Source organism: Chitinophaga fulva, from assembly GCF_012927205.1.
GTDB classification, from domain to species: Bacteria; Bacteroidota; Bacteroidia; order Chitinophagales; family Chitinophagaceae; genus Chitinophaga; species Chitinophaga fulva.
Window position 1 is genome coordinate 758,677 of sequence record NZ_JABBGC010000004.1, and the last position, 22,931, is coordinate 781,607.

General features: G+C 48.7%; 19 protein-coding genes. 11 read left to right on the forward strand and 8 right to left on the reverse strand.

Features of this window, described 5'->3' with window-relative positions:
• Positions 1–9: 9 nt before the first annotated feature.
• Positions 10–1,005, forward strand: a complete 996-nt coding sequence (gene holA / locus HHL17_RS31475) for a DNA polymerase III subunit delta (RefSeq protein WP_169228776.1) — start codon at positions 10–12, stop codon at positions 1,003–1,005.
• A gap of 281 nt (positions 1,006–1,286) precedes the next feature.
• On the opposite strand, the gene HHL17_RS31480 is transcribed toward holA, so the two are convergent.
• Positions 1,287–2,228, reverse strand: coding sequence for a bifunctional riboflavin kinase/FAD synthetase (locus HHL17_RS31480; protein WP_169228777.1), 942 nt, complete (start codon positions 2,226–2,228; stop codon positions 1,287–1,289).
• Positions 2,229–2,347: 119 nt separating this feature from the next.
• On the opposite strand from HHL17_RS31480, the gene HHL17_RS33875 reads away from it, so the two are divergent.
• The gene (locus HHL17_RS33875) at positions 2,348–3,526 is read left to right on the forward strand and encodes an AIR synthase related protein (protein WP_169228778.1); all 1,179 of its coding nucleotides are present in this window, start codon (positions 2,348–2,350) and stop codon (positions 3,524–3,526) included.
• An 85-nt stretch (positions 3,527–3,611) separates the two neighbouring features.
• Here HHL17_RS33875 and HHL17_RS31490 read toward each other — a convergent pair whose 3' ends face one another.
• Both HHL17_RS31490 and HHL17_RS31495 read right to left on the reverse strand, forming a co-directional pair.
• Positions 3,612–5,351, reverse strand: coding sequence for a M56 family metallopeptidase (locus HHL17_RS31490; protein WP_169228779.1), 1,740 nt, complete (start codon positions 5,349–5,351; stop codon positions 3,612–3,614).
• 45 nt (positions 5,352–5,396) lie between these two features.
• On the reverse strand, positions 5,397–5,762 hold the full coding sequence (locus HHL17_RS31495) for a BlaI/MecI/CopY family transcriptional regulator (protein WP_169228780.1): 366 nt from the start codon (positions 5,760–5,762) through the stop codon (positions 5,397–5,399).
• 256 nt (positions 5,763–6,018) lie between these two features.
• Here HHL17_RS31495 and HHL17_RS31500 point away from each other — a divergent pair, with 256 nt between their 5' ends.
• The 3 genes from HHL17_RS31500 (at position 6,019) to HHL17_RS31510 (ending at position 9,601) form a co-directional block, all read left to right on the forward strand.
• Positions 6,019–6,714 (forward strand): cell division ATP-binding protein FtsE, encoded by a 696-nt coding sequence (locus HHL17_RS31500; protein ID WP_169228781.1) that lies wholly within the window; start codon positions 6,019–6,021, stop codon positions 6,712–6,714.
• A gap of 142 nt (positions 6,715–6,856) precedes the next feature.
• Complete coding sequence (gene rpsO, locus HHL17_RS31505; protein ID WP_168806334.1) at positions 6,857–7,129, forward strand: 30S ribosomal protein S15; 273 nt, start codon at positions 6,857–6,859, stop codon at positions 7,127–7,129.
• Between the two features lie 123 nt (positions 7,130–7,252).
• On the forward strand, positions 7,253–9,601 hold the full coding sequence (locus HHL17_RS31510; RefSeq protein ID WP_169228782.1) for a polyribonucleotide nucleotidyltransferase: 2,349 nt from the start codon (positions 7,253–7,255) through the stop codon (positions 9,599–9,601).
• Positions 9,602–9,871: 270 nt separating this feature from the next.
• On the opposite strand, the gene HHL17_RS31515 is transcribed toward HHL17_RS31510, so the two are convergent.
• Positions 9,872–10,447 (reverse strand): hypothetical protein, encoded by a 576-nt coding sequence (locus HHL17_RS31515; protein ID WP_169228783.1) that lies wholly within the window; start codon positions 10,445–10,447, stop codon positions 9,872–9,874.
• A 138-nt stretch (positions 10,448–10,585) separates the two neighbouring features.
• Here HHL17_RS31515 and prmA point away from each other — a divergent pair, with 138 nt between their 5' ends.
• The 3 genes from prmA (at position 10,586) to HHL17_RS31530 (ending at position 13,095) form a co-directional block, all read left to right on the forward strand.
• Positions 10,586–11,413 (forward strand): 50S ribosomal protein L11 methyltransferase, encoded by an 828-nt coding sequence (gene prmA / locus HHL17_RS31520; protein ID WP_169228784.1) that lies wholly within the window; start codon positions 10,586–10,588, stop codon positions 11,411–11,413.
• 114 nt (positions 11,414–11,527) lie between these two features.
• Complete coding sequence (gene plsY / locus HHL17_RS31525; RefSeq protein ID WP_168872088.1) at positions 11,528–12,169, forward strand: glycerol-3-phosphate 1-O-acyltransferase PlsY; 642 nt, start codon at positions 11,528–11,530, stop codon at positions 12,167–12,169.
• A 125-nt stretch (positions 12,170–12,294) separates the two neighbouring features.
• Complete coding sequence (locus tag HHL17_RS31530) at positions 12,295–13,095, forward strand: M48 family metallopeptidase (RefSeq protein ID WP_169228785.1); 801 nt, start codon at positions 12,295–12,297, stop codon at positions 13,093–13,095.
• Between the two features lie 68 nt (positions 13,096–13,163).
• Here the strand turns inward: HHL17_RS31530 and HHL17_RS31535 are convergent, their stop codons facing one another.
• Positions 13,164–14,105 (reverse strand): hydrogen peroxide-inducible genes activator, encoded by a 942-nt coding sequence (locus tag HHL17_RS31535; RefSeq protein ID WP_169228786.1) that lies wholly within the window; start codon positions 14,103–14,105, stop codon positions 13,164–13,166.
• Positions 14,106–14,233: 128 nt separating this feature from the next.
• Positions 14,234–15,562 (reverse strand): hypothetical protein, encoded by a 1,329-nt coding sequence (locus HHL17_RS31540; RefSeq protein ID WP_169228787.1) that lies wholly within the window; start codon positions 15,560–15,562, stop codon positions 14,234–14,236.
• Between the two features lie 187 nt (positions 15,563–15,749).
• Here HHL17_RS31540 and HHL17_RS31545 point away from each other — a divergent pair, with 187 nt between their 5' ends.
• The 3 genes from HHL17_RS31545 to HHL17_RS31555 are packed head-to-tail and all read left to right on the forward strand — an operon-like array spanning position 15,750 to position 18,153.
• Entirely contained in the window at positions 15,750–16,487 is a 738-nt protein-coding gene (locus HHL17_RS31545) for a glycosyltransferase family 2 protein (RefSeq protein ID WP_169228788.1), read from the forward strand.
• A 16-nt stretch (positions 16,488–16,503) separates the two neighbouring features.
• Positions 16,504–17,301 (forward strand): O-methyltransferase, encoded by a 798-nt coding sequence (locus tag HHL17_RS33880; protein ID WP_169228789.1) that lies wholly within the window; start codon positions 16,504–16,506, stop codon positions 17,299–17,301.
• A gap of 54 nt (positions 17,302–17,355) precedes the next feature.
• Entirely contained in the window at positions 17,356–18,153 is a 798-nt protein-coding gene (locus HHL17_RS31555) for a carboxylesterase family protein (RefSeq protein ID WP_169228790.1), read from the forward strand.
• Between the two features lie 185 nt (positions 18,154–18,338).
• Here the strand turns inward: HHL17_RS31555 and HHL17_RS31560 are convergent, their stop codons facing one another.
• On the reverse strand, positions 18,339–19,787 hold the full coding sequence (locus tag HHL17_RS31560) for a TolC family protein (RefSeq protein ID WP_169228791.1): 1,449 nt from the start codon (positions 19,785–19,787) through the stop codon (positions 18,339–18,341).
• Positions 19,780–22,920, reverse strand: a complete 3,141-nt coding sequence (locus HHL17_RS31565; RefSeq protein WP_169228792.1) for an efflux RND transporter permease subunit — start codon at positions 22,918–22,920, stop codon at positions 19,780–19,782. The genes HHL17_RS31560 and HHL17_RS31565 overlap by 8 nt, the downstream gene beginning before the upstream one ends.
• Positions 22,921–22,931 lie beyond the last annotated feature (11 nt).

Here is a 22,931-nt window from a genome sequence, read left to right on the forward strand (position 1 = left end):
AAACAGATCATGGAATATCAGGATATTATACGCGACTGGAAACAAAAGAAATTCCGGCCCCTCTACTGGCTGGAAGGAGAGGAAGAGTTTTTTATTGATCAGGTGACCGCCTACGCGGAACACAACCTGCTCGATGAAGCAGAGAAAGGATTTAACCTCACCGTATTATACGGTAAGGATACTGACTGGACTGCTGTGGTCAACGCCTGCCGCCGCTATCCCATGTTTGCCGAAAAACAGGTGGTGGTGCTCAAAGAAGCCCAGTCCATGCGCGATCTGCTCAAACTGGAGGGCTATATTGAAAACCTCATGCCGTCCACCGTATTTGTGGTGGCCCACAAACAGGGCAAAATAGACGGTCGTAGCAAAATGGCCAAGCTGATCAAGGAAAAAGGCGTGCTGCTATCCACTAAAAAAATGTACGATAACCAGCTGCCTGCCTGGGTGGAAGCCTATGTCAGCAGCCGGGAACTGGCCATCACGCAGAAAGCTGCCATCCTGCTGGTAGATCATATCGGTAACGACCTTTCCCGCATCGCCAACGAAATAGATAAACTGCTGGTCAATCTGCCGGCAGGCAAAAAAATCGATGAAGGGGATATCGAAAAATATGTAGGCATCAGCAAAGAATACAACGTGTTTGAACTGCAAAACGCCCTCGGACAAAAGAATGCCGACAAGGTATTCCGCATCGTCTCCTATTTTGCGGCCAACCCCAAAGCAGCGCCCATTCAAATGACGCTGCCCGCCCTTTATAACTTCTTCGCTAAAGTGAACCTGATCTTCGGCGTGAAAGGCGGCGAAAAGGAAATAGCAACTGCATTGGGCGTACATCCGTTTTTTGTGAAAGACTATATGGCCGCTGCCCGCCAGTACGGCCCGGAAAACACGGAAAAGGCTATTCTGCTGTTGCAACACTACAACCTGCGCAGCATCGGTATCAATGATGCCGGTGTGGAAGACGGGGAACTGATGAAGGAACTGATGTATAAAGTAATGAACTGATTAAACTCATTTAAGATGCATCCTGTACTACGTATAATACTCGGCATTGTGGTACTGATAGCTGGATTTTATGCACTATTCTCCAGCATTACATTTATCAGGGTAATGATAAAACTCCATCCGGTAATGAAAAACGGTGGTTATACCACAAGTTATGTGCTTCAGTCCGGAGGAATGTTGTTGGGGGGATTGGCATTGACCGGTTATTTTTTCTATAGGGCCTATAAGTTATTGAGACGCCCAAAGAAGGAGGAACCAATCGAATTCCTGGGGGAAGAACTTTAAGCTTTTGCTCCCAGTATCTCCCTGGACTGCGCAGAATCCTTGTCCATCTGCACGATCAGGTCTTTAATATCGTCAAACTTCTGATTGGCGCGGATATACGAGATAAAATAGACGGTCAGCTCCTGACCGTACAAGTCTTCATTAAAATCAAACAGGTGTACTTCCAGGCGGAGGTCTGTGCCGTTGAAGGTAGGGCGGAAGCCAATGCTCATCACAGCGGGCAACAGGCCATCATGGCCGGGGGCTTTTACCCGTACGGCATAAATGCCTTCTGCCGGGATAAGTTTCCGTTCGTCTTTCAGGTGAAGGTTTGCAGTAGGATAACCCAGCTGCCGGCCCATCTTGTCGCCATGTACTACGGTGCCGCTCAGAAAATAGGGATAGCCCAGCAGCTCATTGGCCAGTAGTACTTCTCCTTCCTGCAGGCTTTTACGGATTTTGGTGGAGCTCACGGTGAGATCATTGACTACTTGCTGAGGAATTTCCACCAGCCGGAAGCCGTATTGTTGTTGTTCTGCTTCCAGCAGTTCCAGTCCACCTTCCCGGTTGTGGCCAAAACGATGGTCATAACCAATGATAATGGTATGTGGCTTGAAACGGGCTACCAGGAAGTCTTCCAGGTATTCACGGGCGGAGAGCTCGGAAAATGCTTTGGTGAAAGGGACCACCACCAGATGATCGATACCGGCCTGTTCCAGCAAGGCAATCTTTTCCGGCAGGGTGGTGAGCAACCTGATATTGTTTGGGCGGGGCATCAGTACTTCCCGCGGATGCGGGTCAAAGGTGACGATCACGGTTTCTCCGTCACACTCCGCAGCGGCCTGCTCCAGTTGTTCTATAATGAAGCGGTGCCCTGCATGTACGCCATCAAAAGTGCCTATCGTGATAATCGCATTACGGAATTCCGGTAAATGCTTTAAGTCCCTGTGAACCTGCATATAATTCTATAACATCAAAAATGCCCTGCAAATCTAACACATTCAGCGGGCATTATGCAGGGAATCTGTTACTTTTGCAGCCAGATTGTTTCTTTATTCTCATATTTATTTGATTTCCGGTGGATAATAATATTTACGCCAAACGTGGTGTTTCAGCTGGCAAGGAAGATGTGCATAATGCCATTAAAAACATTGATAAAGGCCTGTTTCCGAAGGCTTTCTGCAAAATAGTGCCGGATATCCTCGGCGGTGATGAAGCTTATTGCAATATCATGCACGCGGATGGCGCAGGCACCAAATCCTCCCTCGCTTACATGTATTGGAAGGAAACTGGTGATCTGAGCGTATGGAAAGGTATCGCACAGGACGCTATCATCATGAACATGGACGATCTGCTCTGCGTAGGCGCCACCGATAACATCCTGTTGTCTTCTACCATCGGGCGTAATAAACAGCTGCTGTCCGGGGAAGTAATCGCTGCTATCATCAATGGCACCGAAGATATTCTGGCAGAACTGCGCAAACATGGTATCAGCATCTATTCCACCGGCGGGGAAACTGCAGACGTGGGAGACCTGGTACGGACCATCATCGTGGATTCTACGGTGACAGCCCGGATGAAACGCAGCGATGTGATCTCCAACGACCGTATTCAGGCCGGTGATGTGGTAGTGGGACTGGCTTCCTATGGACAGGCCTCCTACGAAACTGAATACAACGGTGGTATGGGCAGCAATGGCCTTACCAGCGCCCGTCACGATGTGTTCAACAAAGCCATGGCAGCAAAGTATCCGGAGAGCTATGATCCCGGTATCCCGGCAGAACTGGTGTTCAGCGGTAAAAAAGCCCTGACAGACAAAATTGATATTCCCGGTTTCGGCACTATAGATGCTGGTAAACTGGTACTGTCACCTACACGTACCTATGCACCGGTAATCAAAAAAGTACTGGAACAGTTCCGTCCGCAAATACATGGTATGGTGCATTGCAGCGGTGGCGCACAAACCAAAGTGCTGCATTTCATCGAAAACCTGCATGTGATCAAAGACAACCTGTTCCCCGTTCCACCGCTGTTTACCCTGATCCAGGAACAGTCCGGCACTTCCTGGAAGGAAATGTACCAGGTGTTCAATATGGGCCATCGGATGGAATTGTACGTACCGGAAGCTATCGCGTCAGATATCATCAGTATCTCCAAAAGCTTTAACATCGATGCACAGATTATCGGAAGAGTAGAAGCTGCTGCACAGAAACAAGTCACCGTAAAAGCGCCGGCAGGCACTTTTATCTACCAATAAAAAAATCCTGTTCAGGATAAAAAATAAGCGCCGGACCTGAATGGCCCGGCGCTCTTGTTTTAGTTTTAGCAAAAATGGATTATTGTTATTCCTGTAATGTAAACCGTATAGGCAGGTTGAATTGCACGTTCACATCCCTGCCGTTTTGCTTCCCCGCATGCCACCGGGGCATGGCATTTACCACCCGGATAGCTTCGTCTTCAAGGCCATTGCCCTTCTCTTTGCCAACTGTACGCGTATCTTTTATGTACCCTTCCTTGTCCACTACAAACTGAACGAATACCGTGCCGCTGGTTCCTTTCTCCTGTGCTTCCCTGGGATATCGGATGTTCCTTGACAGATACCGCGCCAGGGCCTCTTCGCCGCCCTCATAGGTGGGTGGGTTTTCCACAAAGGTGAATACCTCTTCAGTGCGCGGCTGGGTGTTCTGAGTCGTGCCTTCGGAAGGGTTGGCTTCTCCGATGGTAATAATTCCTATCTCTTTTTCCAGTTTGAACTGCAAGGGAATCAGGTAGTCCACGGCCACTTTCTGACCATCTTTTTCTGCCGGCTTCCATTGGGGCATCGCTTTGATTACCCGGATGGCTTCTTCTTCCAGTCTCTCTCCCAGCGGGGTATTGATGGCCTCGGCATGAGTGACATTACCATGGGCATCGATGATGAAATGGATTTTAACAGTGCCCTGTATGCCTTTCTCAAAGGCAACTCTTGGGTAGCGGGTGTTACGGCTAAGATAGATGGCCAGGGCCTTGTCGCCGCCCGGGAAAACGGGACGGACGGAAAGCTGAGAGGGGTCTACCATGGTCACCCTAACTGAGGAGTCAATGGTGCGTTTAGGACGGGTGGTATCACCGGTGGGTTGAATAGCCTGTGCAACCTGCGTGGGTCCTTCCTGTTGTACATGCGGACTTAATATGCTGCCGGAGGGTACCAGCGCCCGAATGGCGGATGGGCGCTGGTCTACCACAAAGGCTAGTGAGCAGAAAATAGTGGCGCTGATAGGTAGCACCAGTATTCTGCGCAAATAACTGAATCGGGGTTGGCGGAATTGTGTGAGCATAAAAATCCGTCGTTTTATTGGCGGATGGAAAAAATCGTTGGTAATCGAAAACTGCCTGCTGTTAAAGGCATTGCGGAGGATGTTTTCGGCATAACCAGCCACTTCGTTACCAGCTGCTTTCCTGTCAGCGATGAATTCATGCACGAGGGACAATTCCCTTTTTATAAGATGGAAGAATGGATTGATCCAACAAACGGCGGTGATCACTTCCAGCAGTATTTTGTCGATGCTGTGTTTTTCCCGCAGGTGTACCAGCTCGTGTTGCAGCACCTGTTTGTTGTCCGGTGTATCGAGGCTGGAGTCCATGTCCCAGAAGATGTACCGGAAAAAAGAAAAAGGTGCTTTTACTTGTGGATGACGGGCAAAGCGGAAGGGCGGAATTTCCTGCACCGTGCTACGCCGTATCAGTCTCCGGATACCTAAGATACCGCTAAGTAAACGATACAGCAGGAAGGCCATTACCAAAGCATAGATAACGGTAAGGCCTATACGCAAATAAGCGGTTGGGTCTATTGTGGGCGTGGCGGTGATGGGCTCCCGCAGGGTAAGGATTTTGCTGGTGTAAGTCAGCACTGCGGAAGTTTTTTCATTATTGTCCGGAAGCGGTATCTGTAGCAGCGGGGTGACCAACGATACCAGGGTGATGAGCATCAGGTAGTACCGGTTCCATTGATGAAACCGGTTGTTACGCAGGGCCAGATGGTAATAGCCATATAGTAGGGCACTGCACAGTACGACTTTCTCCAGATAGATAAGCGCTGTCATGTGGAATTCTTTTAAATCTGATGATAAAGGTGAGCGGTCCTGCTGTTATTGTTTGTCGTGGTCTTTGATTTTCTTTATCAGCTGTTCCAGATCGTTGACACTGATTTCTTTTTCCTTTACAAAAAAGGACACCATATTGCTGAAAGAACCGCCAAAGTAGCTTTTGGCCAGGCTATTCAGTGTTTTGCGGCTATAGGCGTCTTTTGTGATCAGGGCGTAGTACTGGTGGGATTTACCAAACGCCTTAAAGTCCACAAATCCTTTTTCAATGAGGATTTTTACCAGAGTGGACACAGTGTTGTAATGCGGTTTAGGCTCCGGCAAGGCCTCGATGATATCTTTCACGAAAGCCGGCCCTGTTTGCCAGAGCGCCTGCATGATCTGTTCTTCCGCTTTGGTAAGTTGCTTCATGGCTGGTGGATTGTTGTCTCTAAGTTATAACTAAGTTCTTAGTTTGGCAACTATTTTTTTAGTTTTAGGAAAAATGTTTATCGGTTGATGCTATTTTTGGGGAGTTGATCACCTGTAGATCTTCGCATATCAGGTGAATCAGTACAAATCATGTCCATCATGGGGTAAATTTTGTTGCCGGAAGACACAACGAATTATTTTTTAATTAGTTATTTTTGTCGCCATAACGCAGTTTAGCATTAAACAGAACAAGTACATGACACCCGAACAGCCGATTATCCAGTTAACGAATGCCAGTATTTACCAGGGAAATTCTTTGATTTTGTCTGATGTCAATATAACGGTGAATAAAGGAGAGTTTGTATATCTTATTGGTAAAACGGGGACAGGCAAGTCCAGTCTGTTAAAGACCCTTTACGGGGATTTGCCTTTGAAGGACGGCACTGGTCAGGTAGTGGGGTTTGATCTGAAGAAAATGGACTGGAAGAAGGTGCCTTACCTGCGCCGTAATCTGGGCGTGGTATTTCAGGACTTTCAGCTGCTGACTGACCGTAACGTGCATGACAACCTGAAATTTGCATTGCGTGCCACGGGGTGGCAGGACAATAAGCAGATGGAAGATAAAATTGCCGACGTGCTGGACAAGGTGGGACTGAGCACCAAAGGTTTTAAGATGCCTTATGAACTGTCAGGCGGAGAGCAGCAGCGTATAGACATTGCGCGGGCGATGCTCAACTCGCCCCGGTTGATCCTGGCGGACGAGCCTACCGGTAACCTGGACCCTGAGACTTCCGATGGTATTATGCAGCTGTTGTTCCGTATTTGCCGGGAAGGTACGGCTATCGTGATGGCCACCCACGATTATATCGTTTTGCAGAAGTTTCCTTCCCGTGTGTTACGCACTGAAAACGGGCATGTGACAGACAATGCCGCCCTGAATTTCTCTGCTTAATTGATCTGAAGTGGATTACAGATGTGAAATATTCAGAATTAATTATAAATTCCGGCTTTATTGGTAATTCGTATTTTTTAAATTACCTTTGCACCGGAAAAATAGCGACAAAAAACATTATTATTACTTATTATTATTAAAGATGTCTTACTTAACTGTTGAAAAGAAAGCCAATATTTTTAAGGAATTTGGTGGAAGCGAGAAAAATACAGGCTCCGTGGAAGCGCAAATTGCCCTGCTGACTGAGCGTATCAACAGCATTTCCGGTCACCTGAAACAAAACAAAAAGGATTTCTCCACACATCGTGGTCTGATGAAAATGGTAGGTCAGAGAAAGCGTTTGCTCGCTTATCTGTCTAAAACCAACCTCACTGGCTATCGTGCCCTCATTGAGAAGTTAGGTATCAGGAAGTAACCATGACTTAATTATAGCGCTATTCCCAACTTTTATGTTGGGAATAGTTTTTTTGTATGTATACGTTTTGTTATCCTTGTGATTGTAAATGGATAACGTTATCAAATTAATCCTCACTTTTTTATGAATCTGACACCTATCTCAGTGAAATTCGATATAGGAGACGGTCGTATCGTGACCATCGAGACCGGCAAGTTGGCCCGTCAGGCTGACGGAGCGGTAACGGTGCGTTTGGGGAATGCAATTCTGCTGGCCACTGTGGTAGCGAATAAAGAACCTAAACCCGGCCAGTCCTTCTTCCCGCTTACTGTTGACTACCAGGAAAAATTTGCCTCTGCCGGCCGCATACCCGGATCTTTTTTCAAACGCGAAGGCAGACTATCTGACTCTGAAGTCCTGATCTCCCGCCTGATCGACCGTGCATTACGCCCGCTGTTCCCCGACAACTATTTATGCGAAGTACAGGTACTGGTTACACTTATCTCTTCTGATCCTGAAGTAATGCCCGATGCACTGGCCTGTCTGGCTGCATCTGCTGCACTCGCTGTTTCTGACGTTCCCATTCAGGAAATCATCTCTGAAGTACGGGTGGCCCGCATCGAAGGTAAATACGTGATCAACCCTAACCGTTCCGATCTGGCCAAAGCCGATATGGACTTCATCATTGGTGCTACTGATAAGAACATCATGATGGTGGAAGGTGAGAGCAAGGAATGCCAGGAAGAAGACCTGATCGTTGCTATTGAAGCTGCACACGCTGCTATCAAAATACAGGTTAAAGCTCAGGAAGAACTGCGCGACCAGAAAGGTGTGAAAGGCAAACGTGAATACACGCAGCCTCACCAAAACGAAGAACTGAATGCAAAAGTGATCGCTTTTGCGAAAGATAAAATTTACGCCGTAGCGAAATCCGCTTCTGCCAAGCATGACCGCAGCGATGCGTTCAAAAAGATCGCTGAAGAGCTGAAAGAAAGCCTTGGTGAACTGCCGGAAGAAGATGCACCACTGGTGGGTGAATACTTCCATGCGCTGGAAAAAGAGGTGATCCGTAACATGATCCTGGATGAGTCTGTCCGCCTGGATGGCCGTGCTTTGGACCAGGTACGCCCGCTGGCAATGGAAACAGACATCCTGCCTTCTCCGCACGGTTCTGCCCTGTTCACCCGCGGTGAAACCCAGTCCCTGACTACTGTTACCCTGGGTACACCGGAAGATGAGCTGCTGATCGAAAGCGCTGCTGTCTCCAACTACGTTAAATTCATCCTGCACTACAACTTCCCGCCATTCTCCACCGGTGAGGTGAAAATGATGCGCGGCCCCGGCCGTCGTGAAGTAGGGCACGGTAACCTGGCTATGCGCTCTCTGAAGCAAATGATGCCGGGCTCCGAATACCCTTATACTGTACGTATAGTATCTGATATCCTTGAGTCTAACGGCTCTTCCTCCATGGCAACCGTATGTGCCGGTTCACTGGCACTGATGGACGCAGGTGTTCCGCTGCCGAAACACGTTTCCGGTGTGGCAATGGGCCTTATCTCCCGTGCTGCTGATGGCAAATGGGCGGTACTGACCGACATCCTGGGTGATGAAGACCACCTCGGTGATATGGACTTTAAAGTAACCGGTACCCGTGACGGTATCGTGGGCATCCAGATGGACATCAAAGTGGATGGCCTCAGCATGGATGTAATGCGTTCCGCTCTGGCCCAGGCTAAGAAAGGACGCCTGCACATCGTTGAAGCTATGTACGCTGTCGTACCAGCTGCCCGTCCTGAACCAAAACCACATGCACCACGTATGGAGAAGATCATCATCGACCGCGAATTTATCGGCGCTGTGATCGGACCAGGTGGTAAAATTATACAGGAGATCCAACGCGAAACCGGTACTACTATCAATATCGAAGAGGTAGGAGAAACCGGCGAAGTAAGCATCTTCTCTGCACAGAAAGATGGTCTGGACAGAGCCGTGGCATGGGTTAAAGGCATCGTAGCCGTTCCGGAAGTAGGAGAGGTGTACGAGTCTGTTGTAAAATCCATTATGCCTTACGGTGCATTCGTAGAGTTCATGCCTGGCAAACAAGGCCTGCTGCACATCTCTGAAGTGTCCTGGAAACGCCTCGAAACCATGGAAGGCGTACTGTCTGAAGGTGAAAAGGTAAAAGTGAAACTCACTGGTACCGATCCTAAAACCGGTAAGTTCAAACTGAGCCGTAAAGTGCTGATGCCTAAACCAGAAGGTTATGTAGAGCGCGAAGAAGGCGATCGCGGCGAACGCCGTGACCGTGGTGATCGTGGCGATCGCGGTGACAGACGTGACCGTGGCCCTCGCGATGACAGACGCGGTGGTGGTGATCGTGGTGACAGACGCGGCCCTCGTGATGATCGTGGTCCTCGTGAAGACCGTGGTCCTCGCCCGGAACGTCAGGACTATCCTGAAAAACCACAGGAGCCTACTTTCGACGAAGAATAGTTATAACTGAAATTAGATAAATAAAAAAGCAGCTACTGTCTAGTAGCTGCTTTTTCATTTTAAGAAATGTGAGAAATAATGTAAACGTATACGCGGAGCATTGCACAGATTCCTATTTTTCCAGTCCGAAGCTAAAGCCTCGGGCTAAGATGTATGGAATTGACCAATATCATTGAATACAGCGGTCCAACTTGAAAGCCCTGCTAACGTCAGAAAACTGAACAACATCGTAGCCCAAGGCTTCAGCCCTGGGGACAAAGGCGATCGCGTTTACCGGTGCGTGATTTGTTCCACACAGAAAGTACTTTCCCGGAAGATCTCCTTGCCGTTATTCATCCGGAACACGCGGTAATTGTTGTTATTGATTGGCTCAAAGATAAGTTTGTATGCCGGTTGCACAATTTTGCTGCCCCGCTCCACGATCTTCAGATTGCCGGTGGCCAGCAGGTCTGGCAGTATTTCTTCCACATATGGCATCAGGATACCGCAGTCTTCCGCCCATAACAGGTTCATTTTGTCCGTCCGGAAATTGATTTCCTTGTTGAGCGTGTCTTCCACAAAACAATAGGCTTTCAAGAAGTGATTGGCCATGTCATTGTTGTTGAGCTTAGCAAACTGGATGTTACGGAACACCTTATTGCTGTTTTTATTGTTGCGCAGGGTCGTGTCCATCGTGATCATATAGTCGAGCAGATGCTGCCGGTCAAAGATAAGGACCGCATTATCTCCCTGGTATACTACGGAGTCCCGGAATGGCTCGGAGGGCGGTTGTACTTTAATCACTGTTTGTGCTGTGGCGGCCCATGAGCAGGCAATGCCTGCGAGCAGGAGCAGTAATGTTTTCATAGGTAATATTGGTTAATTTTTACATGTCAAATATAGTAATATTAATAATAAATGTTATAAATTGACCGGTAGTAAATATTTTCTTACTATTTCGCTGTGCCAGTGGATGTTTCAGGCAAATGATTATATTTGCCGCATATGTCACATATTGCTATTACGTTGCAGGCCAGCGCTGAACAGGCCGACCTGTTGATCGCACAGTTGTCGGATACAGGTTATGAGGGATTTGAGGAGCAAGCGGACCAACTGATCGCCTATATTCCGGAAGCTGACTTTGATGAGGCGTTATTGCAGTCGATACTATTACCTTACGGTATAACCTATACGAAAGAAACGATTGAGCAGACGAACTGGAATGCAGTGTGGGAAAGCAATTTCGAACCTGTGCAGGTAGATGGCTTTTGTGGCATCAGGGCCGGTTTCCATCCGCCTTTTACGCCGGCGCCAACCTATGAGATTGTGATCACGCCCAAGATGTCGTTTGGTACAGGGCATCACGCTACTACTTCCTCGATGATACGGTTGATGCAGCACCTTTCGTTTGAAGGAAAAAAAGTATTTGATTTCGGGACCGGTACGGGCATTCTGGCTATCCTGGCTGATAAGATGGGAGCAGCGCAAACAGATGCCATTGATTATGATGAGTGGGCTGTGAACAATACGCTGGAGAATATAAATACCAATCACACCCAACATACAACCGTATGGCAGGCTGATAACCTGGACGCGGTGACGGGTACATATGATATTATCCTGGCCAACATCAATCTGAACGTGTTATTGAGGTTTATGAACGATATGCGCCGTTTGCTGGTGCCCGATGGGATCCTCCTGCTGAGCGGCATTATGCCGTCAGACGAACAGCAAATATTGGCGTCAGCCGTTCCGGCAGGCTTCACGCTCCTGGAAAAAATTGAAAAAGACAACTGGCTGGCACTGAAACTGAAGGCCGTTAGCAAGAAATAGTTTAAATTTTTATATGAAAAGTGCTGATAATCCAACTTTTGTGTTACTAACTTTTCTAATGTTTGCTTAATTTTAACACAGAATTTGTTATCTTAGCAATCCTAACTTATAGTGATGACAGAAATTTTATTGCTTTTTTGTGCTTATCTGATCGGTTCTGTACCTACGGCTGTATGGGTAAGTAAAGGCGTTTTCGGGATGGATATCAGGGAATATGGCAGCGGTAATGCCGGTGCTACCAATACATTCCGGGTACTGGGCCCCAAAGCAGGAACTTTTGTGATGGTGGTGGACATGTTGAAGGGGGTACTGGCTGTACGGTTAGCATATCTCGCATCTTACTATCATGATCCCGAACACCTGACACAGCTGGTGAACCTCCAGATTGGACTGGGCCTGGCTGCGGTGGTTGGACATATCTTCCCTATCTGGGCCAATTTCCGGGGCGGTAAAGGTATCGCCACACTGTTCGGCCTGGTACTGGCCATTCAGCCAGTGGTAGCATTGTGCTGTGTAGGCGTATTTCTGATGATCCTTTTCCTGACACGTTATGTGTCTCTAAGTTCTATCATTGCCAGCATCGCATTTCCTGTCCTGATCCTGTATATCTTTAATGAACCTGAAATATACTATCGCATCTTTGCCATAGCAGTGGCATTGATGGTAGTGTTAACACACCAGAAAAATATTACCCGTCTGTTGAAAGGCAACGAGAGTAAAGTTCCGCTGTTCAGGAACAGAAAGGAAAAACACTAATTCAACTTTTTAGGAATAAACATCAAAGCATAAAGTAAAAAGCCGGCCAACTGAAGTGTGCACGCTTTTTGCTTTATGCTTTTCTGCATTATGAAGCTTTTCTGCATTATAAATTTGATTCACCCATGAAAAAGATCGCACTTATCTTTACTGCCGGCATCGGACTGTTAGCAGCGTGTACACGTGTACCTATAACAGGACGTAGCCAGTTAAACCTGCTCCCCGAAAGCACCATGCAATCTATGGCGCTCCAGGAATACCAATCATTTCTCTCCTCCAACAAAGTAGTGTCACAAAGCTCCAACAGAGACGCAGAAATGGTAAAAAGAGTAGGACAGCGTATTGCCGGCGCCGTTACAGCTTACATGAACCAGAACGGCATGGGCAACCAGATTGCTGACTATAAATGGGAATTTAACCTGGTAGATAGTAAAGAAGTGAATGCCTGGTGTATGCCGGGAGGTAAAGTGGTCGTATACACCGGACTGTTGCCTGTTACCCAGAACGAAACAGCACTGGCCTGCGTAATGGGGCACGAAATTGCCCACGCCATCGCCCGTCATGGTAACGAACGTATGAGCCAGGGATTGATCGCACAGGGCATCCAGGTAGCTGGTTCTGTGGCATTGGGTAAAAACCCTACCGCCGTTAACCTCTTTAATCAGGCTTTTGGCGTAGGCGGTAACCTGGGCATCATGGCTTTCTCCCGTGCCAATGAGCTGGAAGCAGACCATCTCGGTGTTATTTTTATGGCTATGGCCGGATATAACCCGCAGGAGTCCATTCCTTTCTGGACACGGATGGCCAACATGAGCAACGGTCAGAAACCACCGGAGTTTATGAGCACCCACCCCAGCGATGCCAGACGTGTACAACAGCTCCAGCAACTGATGCCGGAAGCCATGAAATATTACAAACCCAGATAACAGCTGAATATTCATAAAAAAGCCTCGAAGACAATATCTTCGAGGCTTTTTTATGAATATCTGATCAATTACATATTGATTTCGATGACCTTCTTATTCTTCTGTACTTTGGTCTTCTCCGGCACATGGGCCAGTATCTCTTTTTTGAAGGCCTCTATCAGGGCCTGTTTAATAAAATGACGATGGGTAACAAGACTGATCTCCCGCACCGGTTCAGGTGTTTTAAAATAACGGACCATATTCAGCTGGCGGCTGGAAAGGTCCTGCAGGGAGAGTTCCGGTAAAATGGTATAACCTTCATTCAGGTCTACCATCCGTTTGAGTGTTTCCACACTGCCGGTATTGTATTCCAGGTTTTTATGCTCACCCATGGTGAATTTATCCTTGCAGATGTTCAGTACCTGATTACGCATACAATGCCCTTCATTGAGCAGCCACACATCTTTCAGTTCCAGCTCTTCTGCCCGCACTACTTTCTTTTCATACAACGGGTTGCTTTTAGCGGTATACACCACAAACGATTCATAAAACAGCGGATGCTCCTCCAGGTGAGGATTATGCAGTGGCGTAGCCAGCAGGCCACAGTCCAGCAATTCCTGCTTTAACTGTTGGATGATCTGCTCTGTGGGGTATTCCCATATTTCCAGTTTTACTTTGGGATACTTCTTCATGAACCCCGTCAGGATGCGGGGAAGGAGATAAGGCGCAAGGGTCGGGATAATACCCACTTTCAGGTTGCCCTGCACTTCTTTTTTCTGGTCGGCGATGATTTCCCGGATGCGGGCGTTTTCTTTCAGAATAATCCGGGCCTGCGCCACTACAGCAATGCCTATTTCAGTGGGTACCACCGGCAGTTTGCTGCGGTCAAACAATTTAATGCCCAGCTCATCTTCCAGTTTTTGTATCTGCATGCTCAGCGTAGGCTGCGTAACAAAGCATTTTTCCGCCGCTATCACAAAGCTCCGGTAAGTGTCTACCGCAACAATGTACTCCAATTGAACCGTTGTCATGCTACAAAGATATTGATAAAATCTATAGGAAGGCAATTACGAATGAAGGGCTTTCTTATAGAAAGGTTACTTCATAACCTGTCCATGAGAAAGCCCTTCATGTATGTTTCGTTGTCCGTAATCCGTAATTAGAATATACGGTAGCGATATTTAATTTTTTCGGTATTGCTGTACAGTTCCCGTATGTTGATTGATGCCTGGATTTCCTGTACGGCATCAGTTTTCAGGTTACGGAATTCAGCCTGTTTGTTTTCGATGATATTTTTTTCGGCCAGGCCGTTGTCCTGTGCAATCTTCAGTGAATTATTCACCTTGGAGTAGTAGGAGTCCAGCAGGGTAAAGTATTCGTTATAAAGATTTTCAAAGCGTTTGGTTTGCAGCACCAGGTCTTCCAGCTGGTTGTTCACCTCTTTCAGATTGGGGTTTTCCCGCAGCAACGATTCATAATCGATGCGTTTGTTTTTGGTGTATTTCGTTTCCAGCTGACCAAAATAATCTACTACTTTTTCTTTTTTGAACTCATAGAAATATTCGTTCATCGTCTGGCTCAGCGGCTTGGCGCCTTTTTGCGGAGCCGGGAACTTCAGGGAAGTAGCCGTAAATGACAGGTGATCAAACAGGTTGTCCTGCAACAGGCTGAGCTGGTCCTTGTTGAAGTTGAGGCCATACTCAAACTTCTGGTTGGCATCATTCAGTGCAGTATAGTACACGACATATTTATTCAACTCTTTTTCAAAATCCTGCAGTGACTTCTGATTGATCTGTTTATTGTTTACGCTGACACTATGCAGGAAGTTCATCACTGAATTGGCGATGGCCAGCGGTGGTGTCAGAGAAGTGAAGCTCTGGAAGATAGGGCTGTTGATAATGGATTTGGTGGACTCCACTATCTTGGAATTTTTTTCGCCCTTATCGGATTTGTTTTTCAGAATGATTTTCTCCACCAGTTCCACGATGCGATCGCTCAGCGAGAAGCCCAAAGCCTTGCTTTCCGGGTTGTTGAGCGAGGTAATGAATACATCGAGGTTATTGGTGGTAGTACGCGATTTCAGGTCAATGATTTTTTTGTTGAGCAGGTAATAGGTTTCACTCGCGTTGATGATATTATTTTTGATGAGATCGTACTTGCTCATATTATCGATCTCTTTACCCTGCAGCAGGGCCTGGATGGCATTGGAGTTCGTTTTATCGTTGTCCGTGATGCGCTGCATTTCTTCCAGCAGTTTCCGTATGGTGGTGTCCTGTGTCTTAATGACCGGCGAGGTGATGGCTTTTAATTCCGGGTCCTGTGCTTGTGCGGCCTGAAAGGTTAACAAAAAGATAAAGGGTGCAGGCAGCACTTTCATCCATTTGAAAGTCCGGGAATTTTTTCCGGGCTGTACTAACGGCAATGAATGATTACAGGTGGCCTCCAGGCCATTACCATGCTTCATTTCCGTTGGTAGGTGTTTTAACATGTTCTTTTTGCTTTTTGTTAACAAAAATTTTAGAAAATATGATGCCAAAATCATCAAGCTACAAAGATAAATAATTAATAATAGTTAAAATTAAATCATGATAGGTGGTACACATGGGCATTTGAGCAATATATTTTGAATTATCAGCAGGTGACTTACCTTTGCACCCAAATTTGATCCACTTTTCATGCTGAATGACAAAAAGATAGTGGTTGTGTTACCGGCCTACAACGCAGCACTTACATTGGAAAAGACGTTCCGGGAAATTCCTTTCGACATCGTGGACGATGTGGTACTGGTAGATGACGCCAGTAAGGACGAGACCCTGGAAATTGGAAGACAATTGGGGATTAAACACCTGATCCGCCATGACAATAACAAGGGGTATGGTGGCAACCAGAAATCCTGTTACAACAAGGCGCTGGAGCTGGGAGCGGACGTAGTGGTGATGCTTCACCCGGATTATCAATATACGCCTAAGCTGATCACTGCCATGTGCAGTATCATCGCCAACGACCTCTACCCGGTTGTTTTCGGTTCCCGTATCCTGGGCAAAGGCGCCCTGAAGGGCGGAATGCCAATGTATAAATATATATTTAACCGTATGCTTACGCTGACGCAGAATATTCTGATTGGCCAGAAGCTGAGCGAGTACCATACTGGTTACCGTACTTTTTCGGGAGAAGTGCTGAAAAATATCAATTACATGGCCAACAGCGATGACTTTGTCTTTGATAATGAAATGATTTCGCAGATTTTCATGAAAGGATACGATATTGCAGAAATAACCTGCCCCACCAAATATTTTGAAGAGGCATCCAGCATCAACTTCAAAAGGAGCGCCATTTACGGCCTTGGTGTGTTAAGGGTGTCTTTACAGCACCGTTTGCATATGTGGGGCCTTCTTAAAGGAAAGATTTATTAAAAAATTCGTATAGTCAGTGAGTTTAGCGCAGCAGTACAGATTAGCTACCAAATACATCCGGTATTATTTTACCTCAGGAAACCGTCATGATGTTCATTCCCCTTTCGTTTTCTCCCTCATAGAAGACGTATTACTGGATAAAACCCGTCATGCCGCCTTCGGCGAGATAGAACAGCTGCGCAAACAACTACTGGCCAGCACCGAAACCCTTCAGGTCACTGATCTGGGGGCCGGTTCCCTCATTTCTTCCGGCAACGAACGGAAAGTCAGCGACATTACCCGTTATGCCGCTAAACAACCTAAATTCGGGCAGTTGTTTTACCGGTTGGCCCAATATCTTCAACCGAAACAATTGCTCGAATTAGGCACCTCTATGGGCCTTTCTACTGCTTATATGGCCAAAGCGGTACCCGATGCGCATGTATATACCATCGAAGGTTGTCCCAATATTGCCGCCAGAGCCCGCAAAAACTTTGATGCGCTGCACCTTGATAATATCACACAGGTAACGGGCAATTTTGATACGGTACTGCCGGATGTGCTCCGCCAGATACAACGGCCCGACTGGGTGTATATCGACGGAAACCACCGTAAAGAGCCCACACTGGCCTATTTTGAACAATGCTTGCAACATGTGCATGAATATTCCCTCCTGATTTTTGACGATATCCATTGGACCCCGGACATGGAAGCGGCCTGGCATACCATCCAGGAGCACCCGCAGGTGACCATGACCATCGACCTGTTTTTTATCGGGCTGGTCTTCTTCCGGAAGGACTTCAAAGTGAAACAACATTTCACGCTGAAATATTAAAAAAATTTAAAAATACCGGTTGGCAGGTAGTATATTAGGAAACAAATTCCTCATATGAACTACTGCAGATACCTGTTTTTTTGTTGTTGCTTCCTGCTGGTTGCCCTACAGGGCCAGGCACAGGAGCTCGACGCTTTCAGCTATGAAACCTATTACCACCATGGCGATACCCTGCGCTACCGCCTGCTGACGCCAGCTAACTACGACGTACATAAAAAATACCCGCTGATCGTTTTCCTGCATGGCGCCGGAGAGCGGGGGTATGATAACAACGCGCAGTTGCTGCACGGCGGCACCATGTTCCTGCGGGACAGCCTGCGGACCAGGTACCCGGCCTTTGTACTCGTGCCACAATGCCCTTCCGGCAGCTCCTGGGCGCCCATGAACTTCAAACGTGACAGTACCGGTAAGATCATCAGCGCGGATTTTCCGCTGGATACTCCGGCACCGCCGGCCACAGCGGAACTCAACGTGCTGCTGGACAGCCTGTTGGGCACCGGGAAAATTGATACTAAAAGAGTGTATATCGGCGGCCTGTCCATGGGTGGCATGGGCACCTTCTATATGATCACCCAAAGACCGGGATTGTTTGCCGCCGCGTTCGCGATCTGTGGTGCAGGCAATGTTGCAGAAGCCGGCCGTTTTGCCCGTAAAGTGCCGGTATGGATTTTCCATGGCGACGCCGACGGGGTGGTACCAGTGGAAGGCTCCCGGGTATACGATGCTAAACTGAAATCGCTGCGTGCGGAATACAAATACACCGAATATCCCGGCGTAGGACATAACAGCTGGGATAACGTGTTTGTGGAGCCCGATCTCTTCCGATGGCTCTTCTCTCATAAAAAGAAATAATACATCCCGGTAAGATGTGAAAATAAAAGCCCCTGACCATACAGTCAGGGGCTTCGCTCTTATAAAACCTTCCAGGTCAAACCAATATCACATTGTCATCAAAGAAGGTTTTATTCATCACACTAGTCCATACTCCATCCGCCATTCTAATCTTCATTTTATCATCTGTCTGAAATCATCCGATATCAACGCGCTCCGGAACCTCCCAAAGACCTGTACAGCGACACGAGTCCCTGATACACGCCTTTCCGTGTGTTAACCAACGCCAGTTCTGCTTCCAGTACGCTTTTCTGGGCGGTGATCACCTCCAGGTAGTTGGCATATCCGGTGGTAAACAGGATATTGGCAGTGGACACGGCTTGTTGCAACACCAGTACCTCTTTGGATTTGAGAGAAAATGCCTGTTGCTGGTTTTCTACTTTGTTGAGCGCGGTGGCCACTTCCTGGTAGCCATTCACAATGGCCTGCTGGTATTCATAAAATGCCGTATAGGCATTAGCGGTAGAGATATTGTACTGGGCCTTCAACTGTTTTTTATTGAAGATGGGAGCTGTGATACTTCCCAGTGCGCCCCAGGCCATGGAGGCGGGTGTTTTAAACAGCAGCCCTGCCTTGAAGGCATTAAAGCCGGCATAAGGCGTAATGGTGAGCCCCGGGAAAAAAGCGGCCCTGGCGGCTTTTACATCGGCCTTGGTAGCGCTGAGCTCCAGTTCGGCCCGTTGGATATCCGGACGGTGCAACAACAGATTGGCCGGGATACCGGAAGGAACAGCAGGAGGCCGGTTGGTGGTATCCACCAGATCTGATACGGCGCTGCGCTCAATATGTTGTGGCAGCCTGCCCATCAGGGCATTGAGCTGATTTTCGATGGAAGCGATTTCCTGTTTTACGCCAAATTCCAGTGCCTGGGTGCTCAGCAGCTGTGCGGTGAACTGTTGTACGGCCAGTTCAGTAGCGCGCCCGGCGTCTTTCTGTATATGTACTGTGGCTACGGCTGCTTCCTGTAGCTTGATGTTGCGGTGTATGATCACGAGTTCGTTGTCCATCGCCAGCAGCTCGTAATAAAGGCCGGTAATGCCTGCCACAATTTGTGTGGTAAGCAGGCGGCGTGCCTCGCTTGTGGCAAGGAAACGGGCCATGGTGGCGTGCCGTTGCTGTTTCAGTTTCCCCCAGATATCTATCTCCCAGGAACTTCTGATACCGGCAAAGTACTCAGGAGTGGGATCGGATACACGTTGATCATCGTTGATGTTGGGTGATTTGTTGGTATCGAAGTTACCCACCCCGGTCATGGTATAATCTGCAAAGTGGTCTACCCCGGCTGTCAACGAGAGGTTGACAGAAGGCAGCCATGCATTCCGGGCCATCATCAGGTTGGCCTGTGCGGCGGAGATGCGGCGGGAGGCGGCCAGCAGGTCGTAGTTATTTAGCAGCGCGCTGTCTACCAGGTTTTTCAGGTACCGGTCCTGGAAGATACGGTCAAAGCTTGCCAGTGATATGGTGTCAGCAGCCGGTGCAGTGGTAACGGTAGTGGATATACGTTCCGGCAGCTGCAGTTCTTTCTGCGTGGTGCAGGCGCCGGCACCTGTCAACAGACAGGCGCCCAGCGCATATTGATATATTCGTTTATTCATTGGTGTAAGCTTTCAGTTCAACTTTCTTTTTCGGAATCATGGACGCAAACAGCACATAGAGGCCGGGGATGATAATGACACCGAAGATGGTGCCTATCAGCATACCGCCGGCAGCAGCGGTACCAATGGACCTATTGCCCATGGCGCCTGCGCCTGAAGCGATACACAGCGGGATCAGGCCTGCGATAAACGCGAAGGAGGTCATCAGGATGGGCCTCAGCCTGGACACCGCGCCCTCTTTGGCGGCTTCAAGAACGGAAGCGCCGTGTTTGTTGCGCAGAATGGCAAATTCCACGATGAGGATGGCGTTTTTACCGAGCAGGCCTACCAGCATGACCAGCGCCACCTGTGCGTAGATATTGTTTTCCAGTCCTACCAGTTTAAGGGAGATGAAAGCGCCGAAAATACCAGCCGGGAGGGAGAGCAGTACCGGCAGTGGCAGCAGGAAGCTCTCATACTGAGCCGCCAGCAACAGATATACGAACACGAGTACAATCGCAAAAATGTATATCGCCTGGTTGCCGGAGAGGATCTGTTCGCGGGTCATACCGCTCCATTCGTAGCTGAAGCCTCTGGGGAGTTCCTTGGCGGCCACTTCCTGTACAGCTTCAATTGCCTGGCTGCTGCTGTAGCCGGGGGCGGCGTCACCATTGATCATGGCGGCGGTGTACATGTTGTAGCGGGTAAGCTGCTCTGGTCCGTATACCCGTTCCAGTTTGACGAAGTCAGCGTAGGACACCATTTCTCCGCGATCGTTTTTAACATGCAGCCGCAGCAGGTCGTCTGGCTTGCTCCTGAAGGCGGGATCGGCCTGTACCATCACTTTGTACATCTGTCCGAAGCGGATGAAGTTGGAGGCATAGTAGCTGCCCATCAGTGTTTGCAGGTTTTTCATGGCATTTTCAATGCTGACGCCTTTTTTGGCGGCCATGCCCTGGTCCACATGAATGAGGTATTGGGGGAACTCCGCATCGAAGCTGGTGAAGGCGCTGCCTATTTCGGGCCGCTTTTTCAGGGCATCGATGAAGTTGTTGGTGATATGGGCGGTTTGCCGCAGATCGCCGCTGCCGCTGCGGTCCAGCAGGCGCAGCTCGAAGCCGCTGGCATTACCGAAACCGGGCACTGTTGGCGGCGGGAAAAATTCGATGCTGGCGTCTGCAATGCCTGCTGACAGTTTTTGCAGTTTGGCAATGATATCGTTGACGGTGGCTTTACGGTCATCCCATGGTTTGAGGTTTACCATGCCCATACCGTAGGAGGCGCCAGCTACTTCGTTCACGAGGCTGTAGCCGGCGAGGGTGGACACGGATTCTACTTCATCCAGCTGTGAAGCGAGTACCTGTATCTGGTCCAGCACTTCTTCGGTACGCTCTACCGTAGCGCCGGGAGGTGCGGTCACGTTGACATAGATCATGCCCTGGTCTTCTGTGGGGATAAAGCCGGAAGGCAGGATGGCGCTGGCGCCCCAGGTGGCCACAAAGAAGCCGGCGAGCGCAATCAGCGTGATGAGCTTGCGGCCGGCGATGAAGCTCACCAGTTTGGCATATTTGTTTTCCGTAGCACTATATCCTTTGTTGAAGCCGTTGAAGAAACGTTGCAACAGGTTCTTTTTACGTGGCTGGCCATGGGTGTCTTTGAGCATGATAGCACAGAGTGCAGGCGTTAACGTTACCGCGTTGATACCTGATATCACGATGGAGATGGCGAGGGTGAGGGAGAACTGGCGGTAGAACACGCCCACTGGTCCGGAGAGGAAGGCCACTGGTATAAACACGGCCGACATCACCAGGGTGATGGCCACCAGTGCGCCGCTGATTTCCCTCATGGCGGCAATGGTAGCCTCCATGGGCGGGAGATGGTCTTCACTCATTTTTACGTGCACCGCTTCCACCACCACGATGGCGTTGTCTACCACAATACCGATGGCCAGTACCAGGGCGAAGAGGGTGAGCAGGTTGATGGAAAAGCCCATCATCTGCATGAAGGCGAGCGTACCGATCAGCGCCACCGGTACGGCCAGCGCGGGGATCAGCGTGGACCGGAAATCCTGCAGGAAGATGAACACGACGATAAACACAAGCAGGAATGCTTCAAAGAGGGTGCGTACCACTTCATGGATAGAGGCATCGAGGAAGCGGGACACGTCGTAGTTGAAGTTGTAGGTCATGCCGGGCGGGAAAGAGGTGTTTTTCATCTCTTCCATCTTTTTCTTCACGTTGTTGATCACCTCGCGGGCATTGGAGCCGGGCCGCTGTTTGAGCATGATGGATGCAGAGGGTTTACCATCTGTTTTAGACACCATGCTATAGGTGAGCGAGCCAAATTCCACGTCTGCCACATCTTTGAGGTGGAGCACCGATCCATCGGCGCCGGCTCTCAGTACGATCTGCTTGTATTGTTCCGGTTCAAAGAACTTGCCGGTATAGCGGAGCACATATTGCAGCAAGAGGGGATTTTTATCAGAGCTTTCACCGGTTTTACCGGGAGCGGCTTCGATGTTTTGTTTGCGGATAGCGTCGATGACTTCATCGGAAGATACGTTATAGGCCAGCATGCGGTCTGGCTTCAGCCATATACGCATGGCGTATTCCTTGGCGCCCATGATTTCGGCGCGGCCTACACCGTCAATACGTTTCAGCTCCTGCAATACGCTGATATCGGCGAAGTTGTAGATGAACTGTTCATCCAGTGAGGTGTCTTCACTCATCACGTTGAGATACAGCAGCATACTGTTCACTTCTTTTTCAGTGGTAACACCGGCTTTGATCACCTCTTCGGGTAATTCGTCGATCACGGTGGCCACCCTGTTCTGCACGTTTACGGCAGCCTGGTCGGGATCAACTCCTACCTGGAAAAATATCTGGATAACGGTGATACCATCGTTACTGGAAACAGACGACATGTAAGTCATGCCCGGGACCCCGTTGATAGCACGTTCCAGCTGTGTGGACACGGCTTTGGCCGATACTTCGGCATTGGCGCCGGTATATTTGGCCGTTACGGTTACCGAGGGAGGCACGATATCGGGGAACTGGGTGACGGGCAACGTGAAAAGCGCCAGCAGGCCTACCAGTGTGATAATAAGCGATATGACCAGTGACAACACCGGCCTTTTGATAAATATTTCAAACATTGATCTCTCTT

Bases quoted from the DNA above. Each gene is read 5' to 3' on its own strand.
- HHL17_RS31490 (WP_169228779.1), bottom strand. From the start codon at position 5,351: ATGACAGCGCTTATCTATCTGGAGAAAGTCGTACTGTGCAGTGCCCTA.
- plsY (WP_168872088.1), top strand. From the start codon at position 11,528: ATGACAGAAATTTTATTGCTTTTTTGTGCTTATCTGATCGGTTCTGTA.
- HHL17_RS31540 (WP_169228787.1), bottom strand. From the start codon at position 15,562: ATGTTAAAACACCTACCAACGGAAATGAAGCATGGTAATGGCCTGGAG.
- HHL17_RS31565 (WP_169228792.1), bottom strand. From the start codon at position 22,920: ATGTTTGAAATATTTATCAAAAGGCCGGTGTTGTCACTGGTCATATCG.
- HHL17_RS31495 (WP_169228780.1), bottom strand. From the start codon at position 5,762: ATGAAGCAACTTACCAAAGCGGAAGAACAGATCATGCAGGCGCTCTGG.
- HHL17_RS31510 (WP_169228782.1), top strand. From the start codon at position 7,253: ATGAATCTGACACCTATCTCAGTGAAATTCGATATAGGAGACGGTCGT.
- HHL17_RS31555 (WP_169228790.1), top strand. From the start codon at position 17,356: ATGAACTACTGCAGATACCTGTTTTTTTGTTGTTGCTTCCTGCTGGTT.
- holA (WP_169228776.1), top strand. From the start codon at position 10: ATGGAATATCAGGATATTATACGCGACTGGAAACAAAAGAAATTCCGG.
- prmA (WP_169228784.1), top strand. From the start codon at position 10,586: ATGTCACATATTGCTATTACGTTGCAGGCCAGCGCTGAACAGGCCGAC.
- HHL17_RS31545 (WP_169228788.1), top strand. From the start codon at position 15,750: ATGCTGAATGACAAAAAGATAGTGGTTGTGTTACCGGCCTACAACGCA.
- HHL17_RS31535 (WP_169228786.1), bottom strand. From the start codon at position 14,105: ATGACAACGGTTCAATTGGAGTACATTGTTGCGGTAGACACTTACCGG.
- HHL17_RS31560 (WP_169228791.1), bottom strand. From the start codon at position 19,787: ATGAATAAACGAATATATCAATATGCGCTGGGCGCCTGTCTGTTGACA.
- HHL17_RS31480 (WP_169228777.1), bottom strand. From the start codon at position 2,228: ATGCAGGTTCACAGGGACTTAAAGCATTTACCGGAATTCCGTAATGCG.
- HHL17_RS31515 (WP_169228783.1), bottom strand. From the start codon at position 10,447: ATGAAAACATTACTGCTCCTGCTCGCAGGCATTGCCTGCTCATGGGCC.
- HHL17_RS31530 (WP_169228785.1), top strand. From the start codon at position 12,295: ATGAAAAAGATCGCACTTATCTTTACTGCCGGCATCGGACTGTTAGCA.
- rpsO (WP_168806334.1), top strand. From the start codon at position 6,857: ATGTCTTACTTAACTGTTGAAAAGAAAGCCAATATTTTTAAGGAATTT.
- HHL17_RS31500 (WP_169228781.1), top strand. From the start codon at position 6,019: ATGACACCCGAACAGCCGATTATCCAGTTAACGAATGCCAGTATTTAC.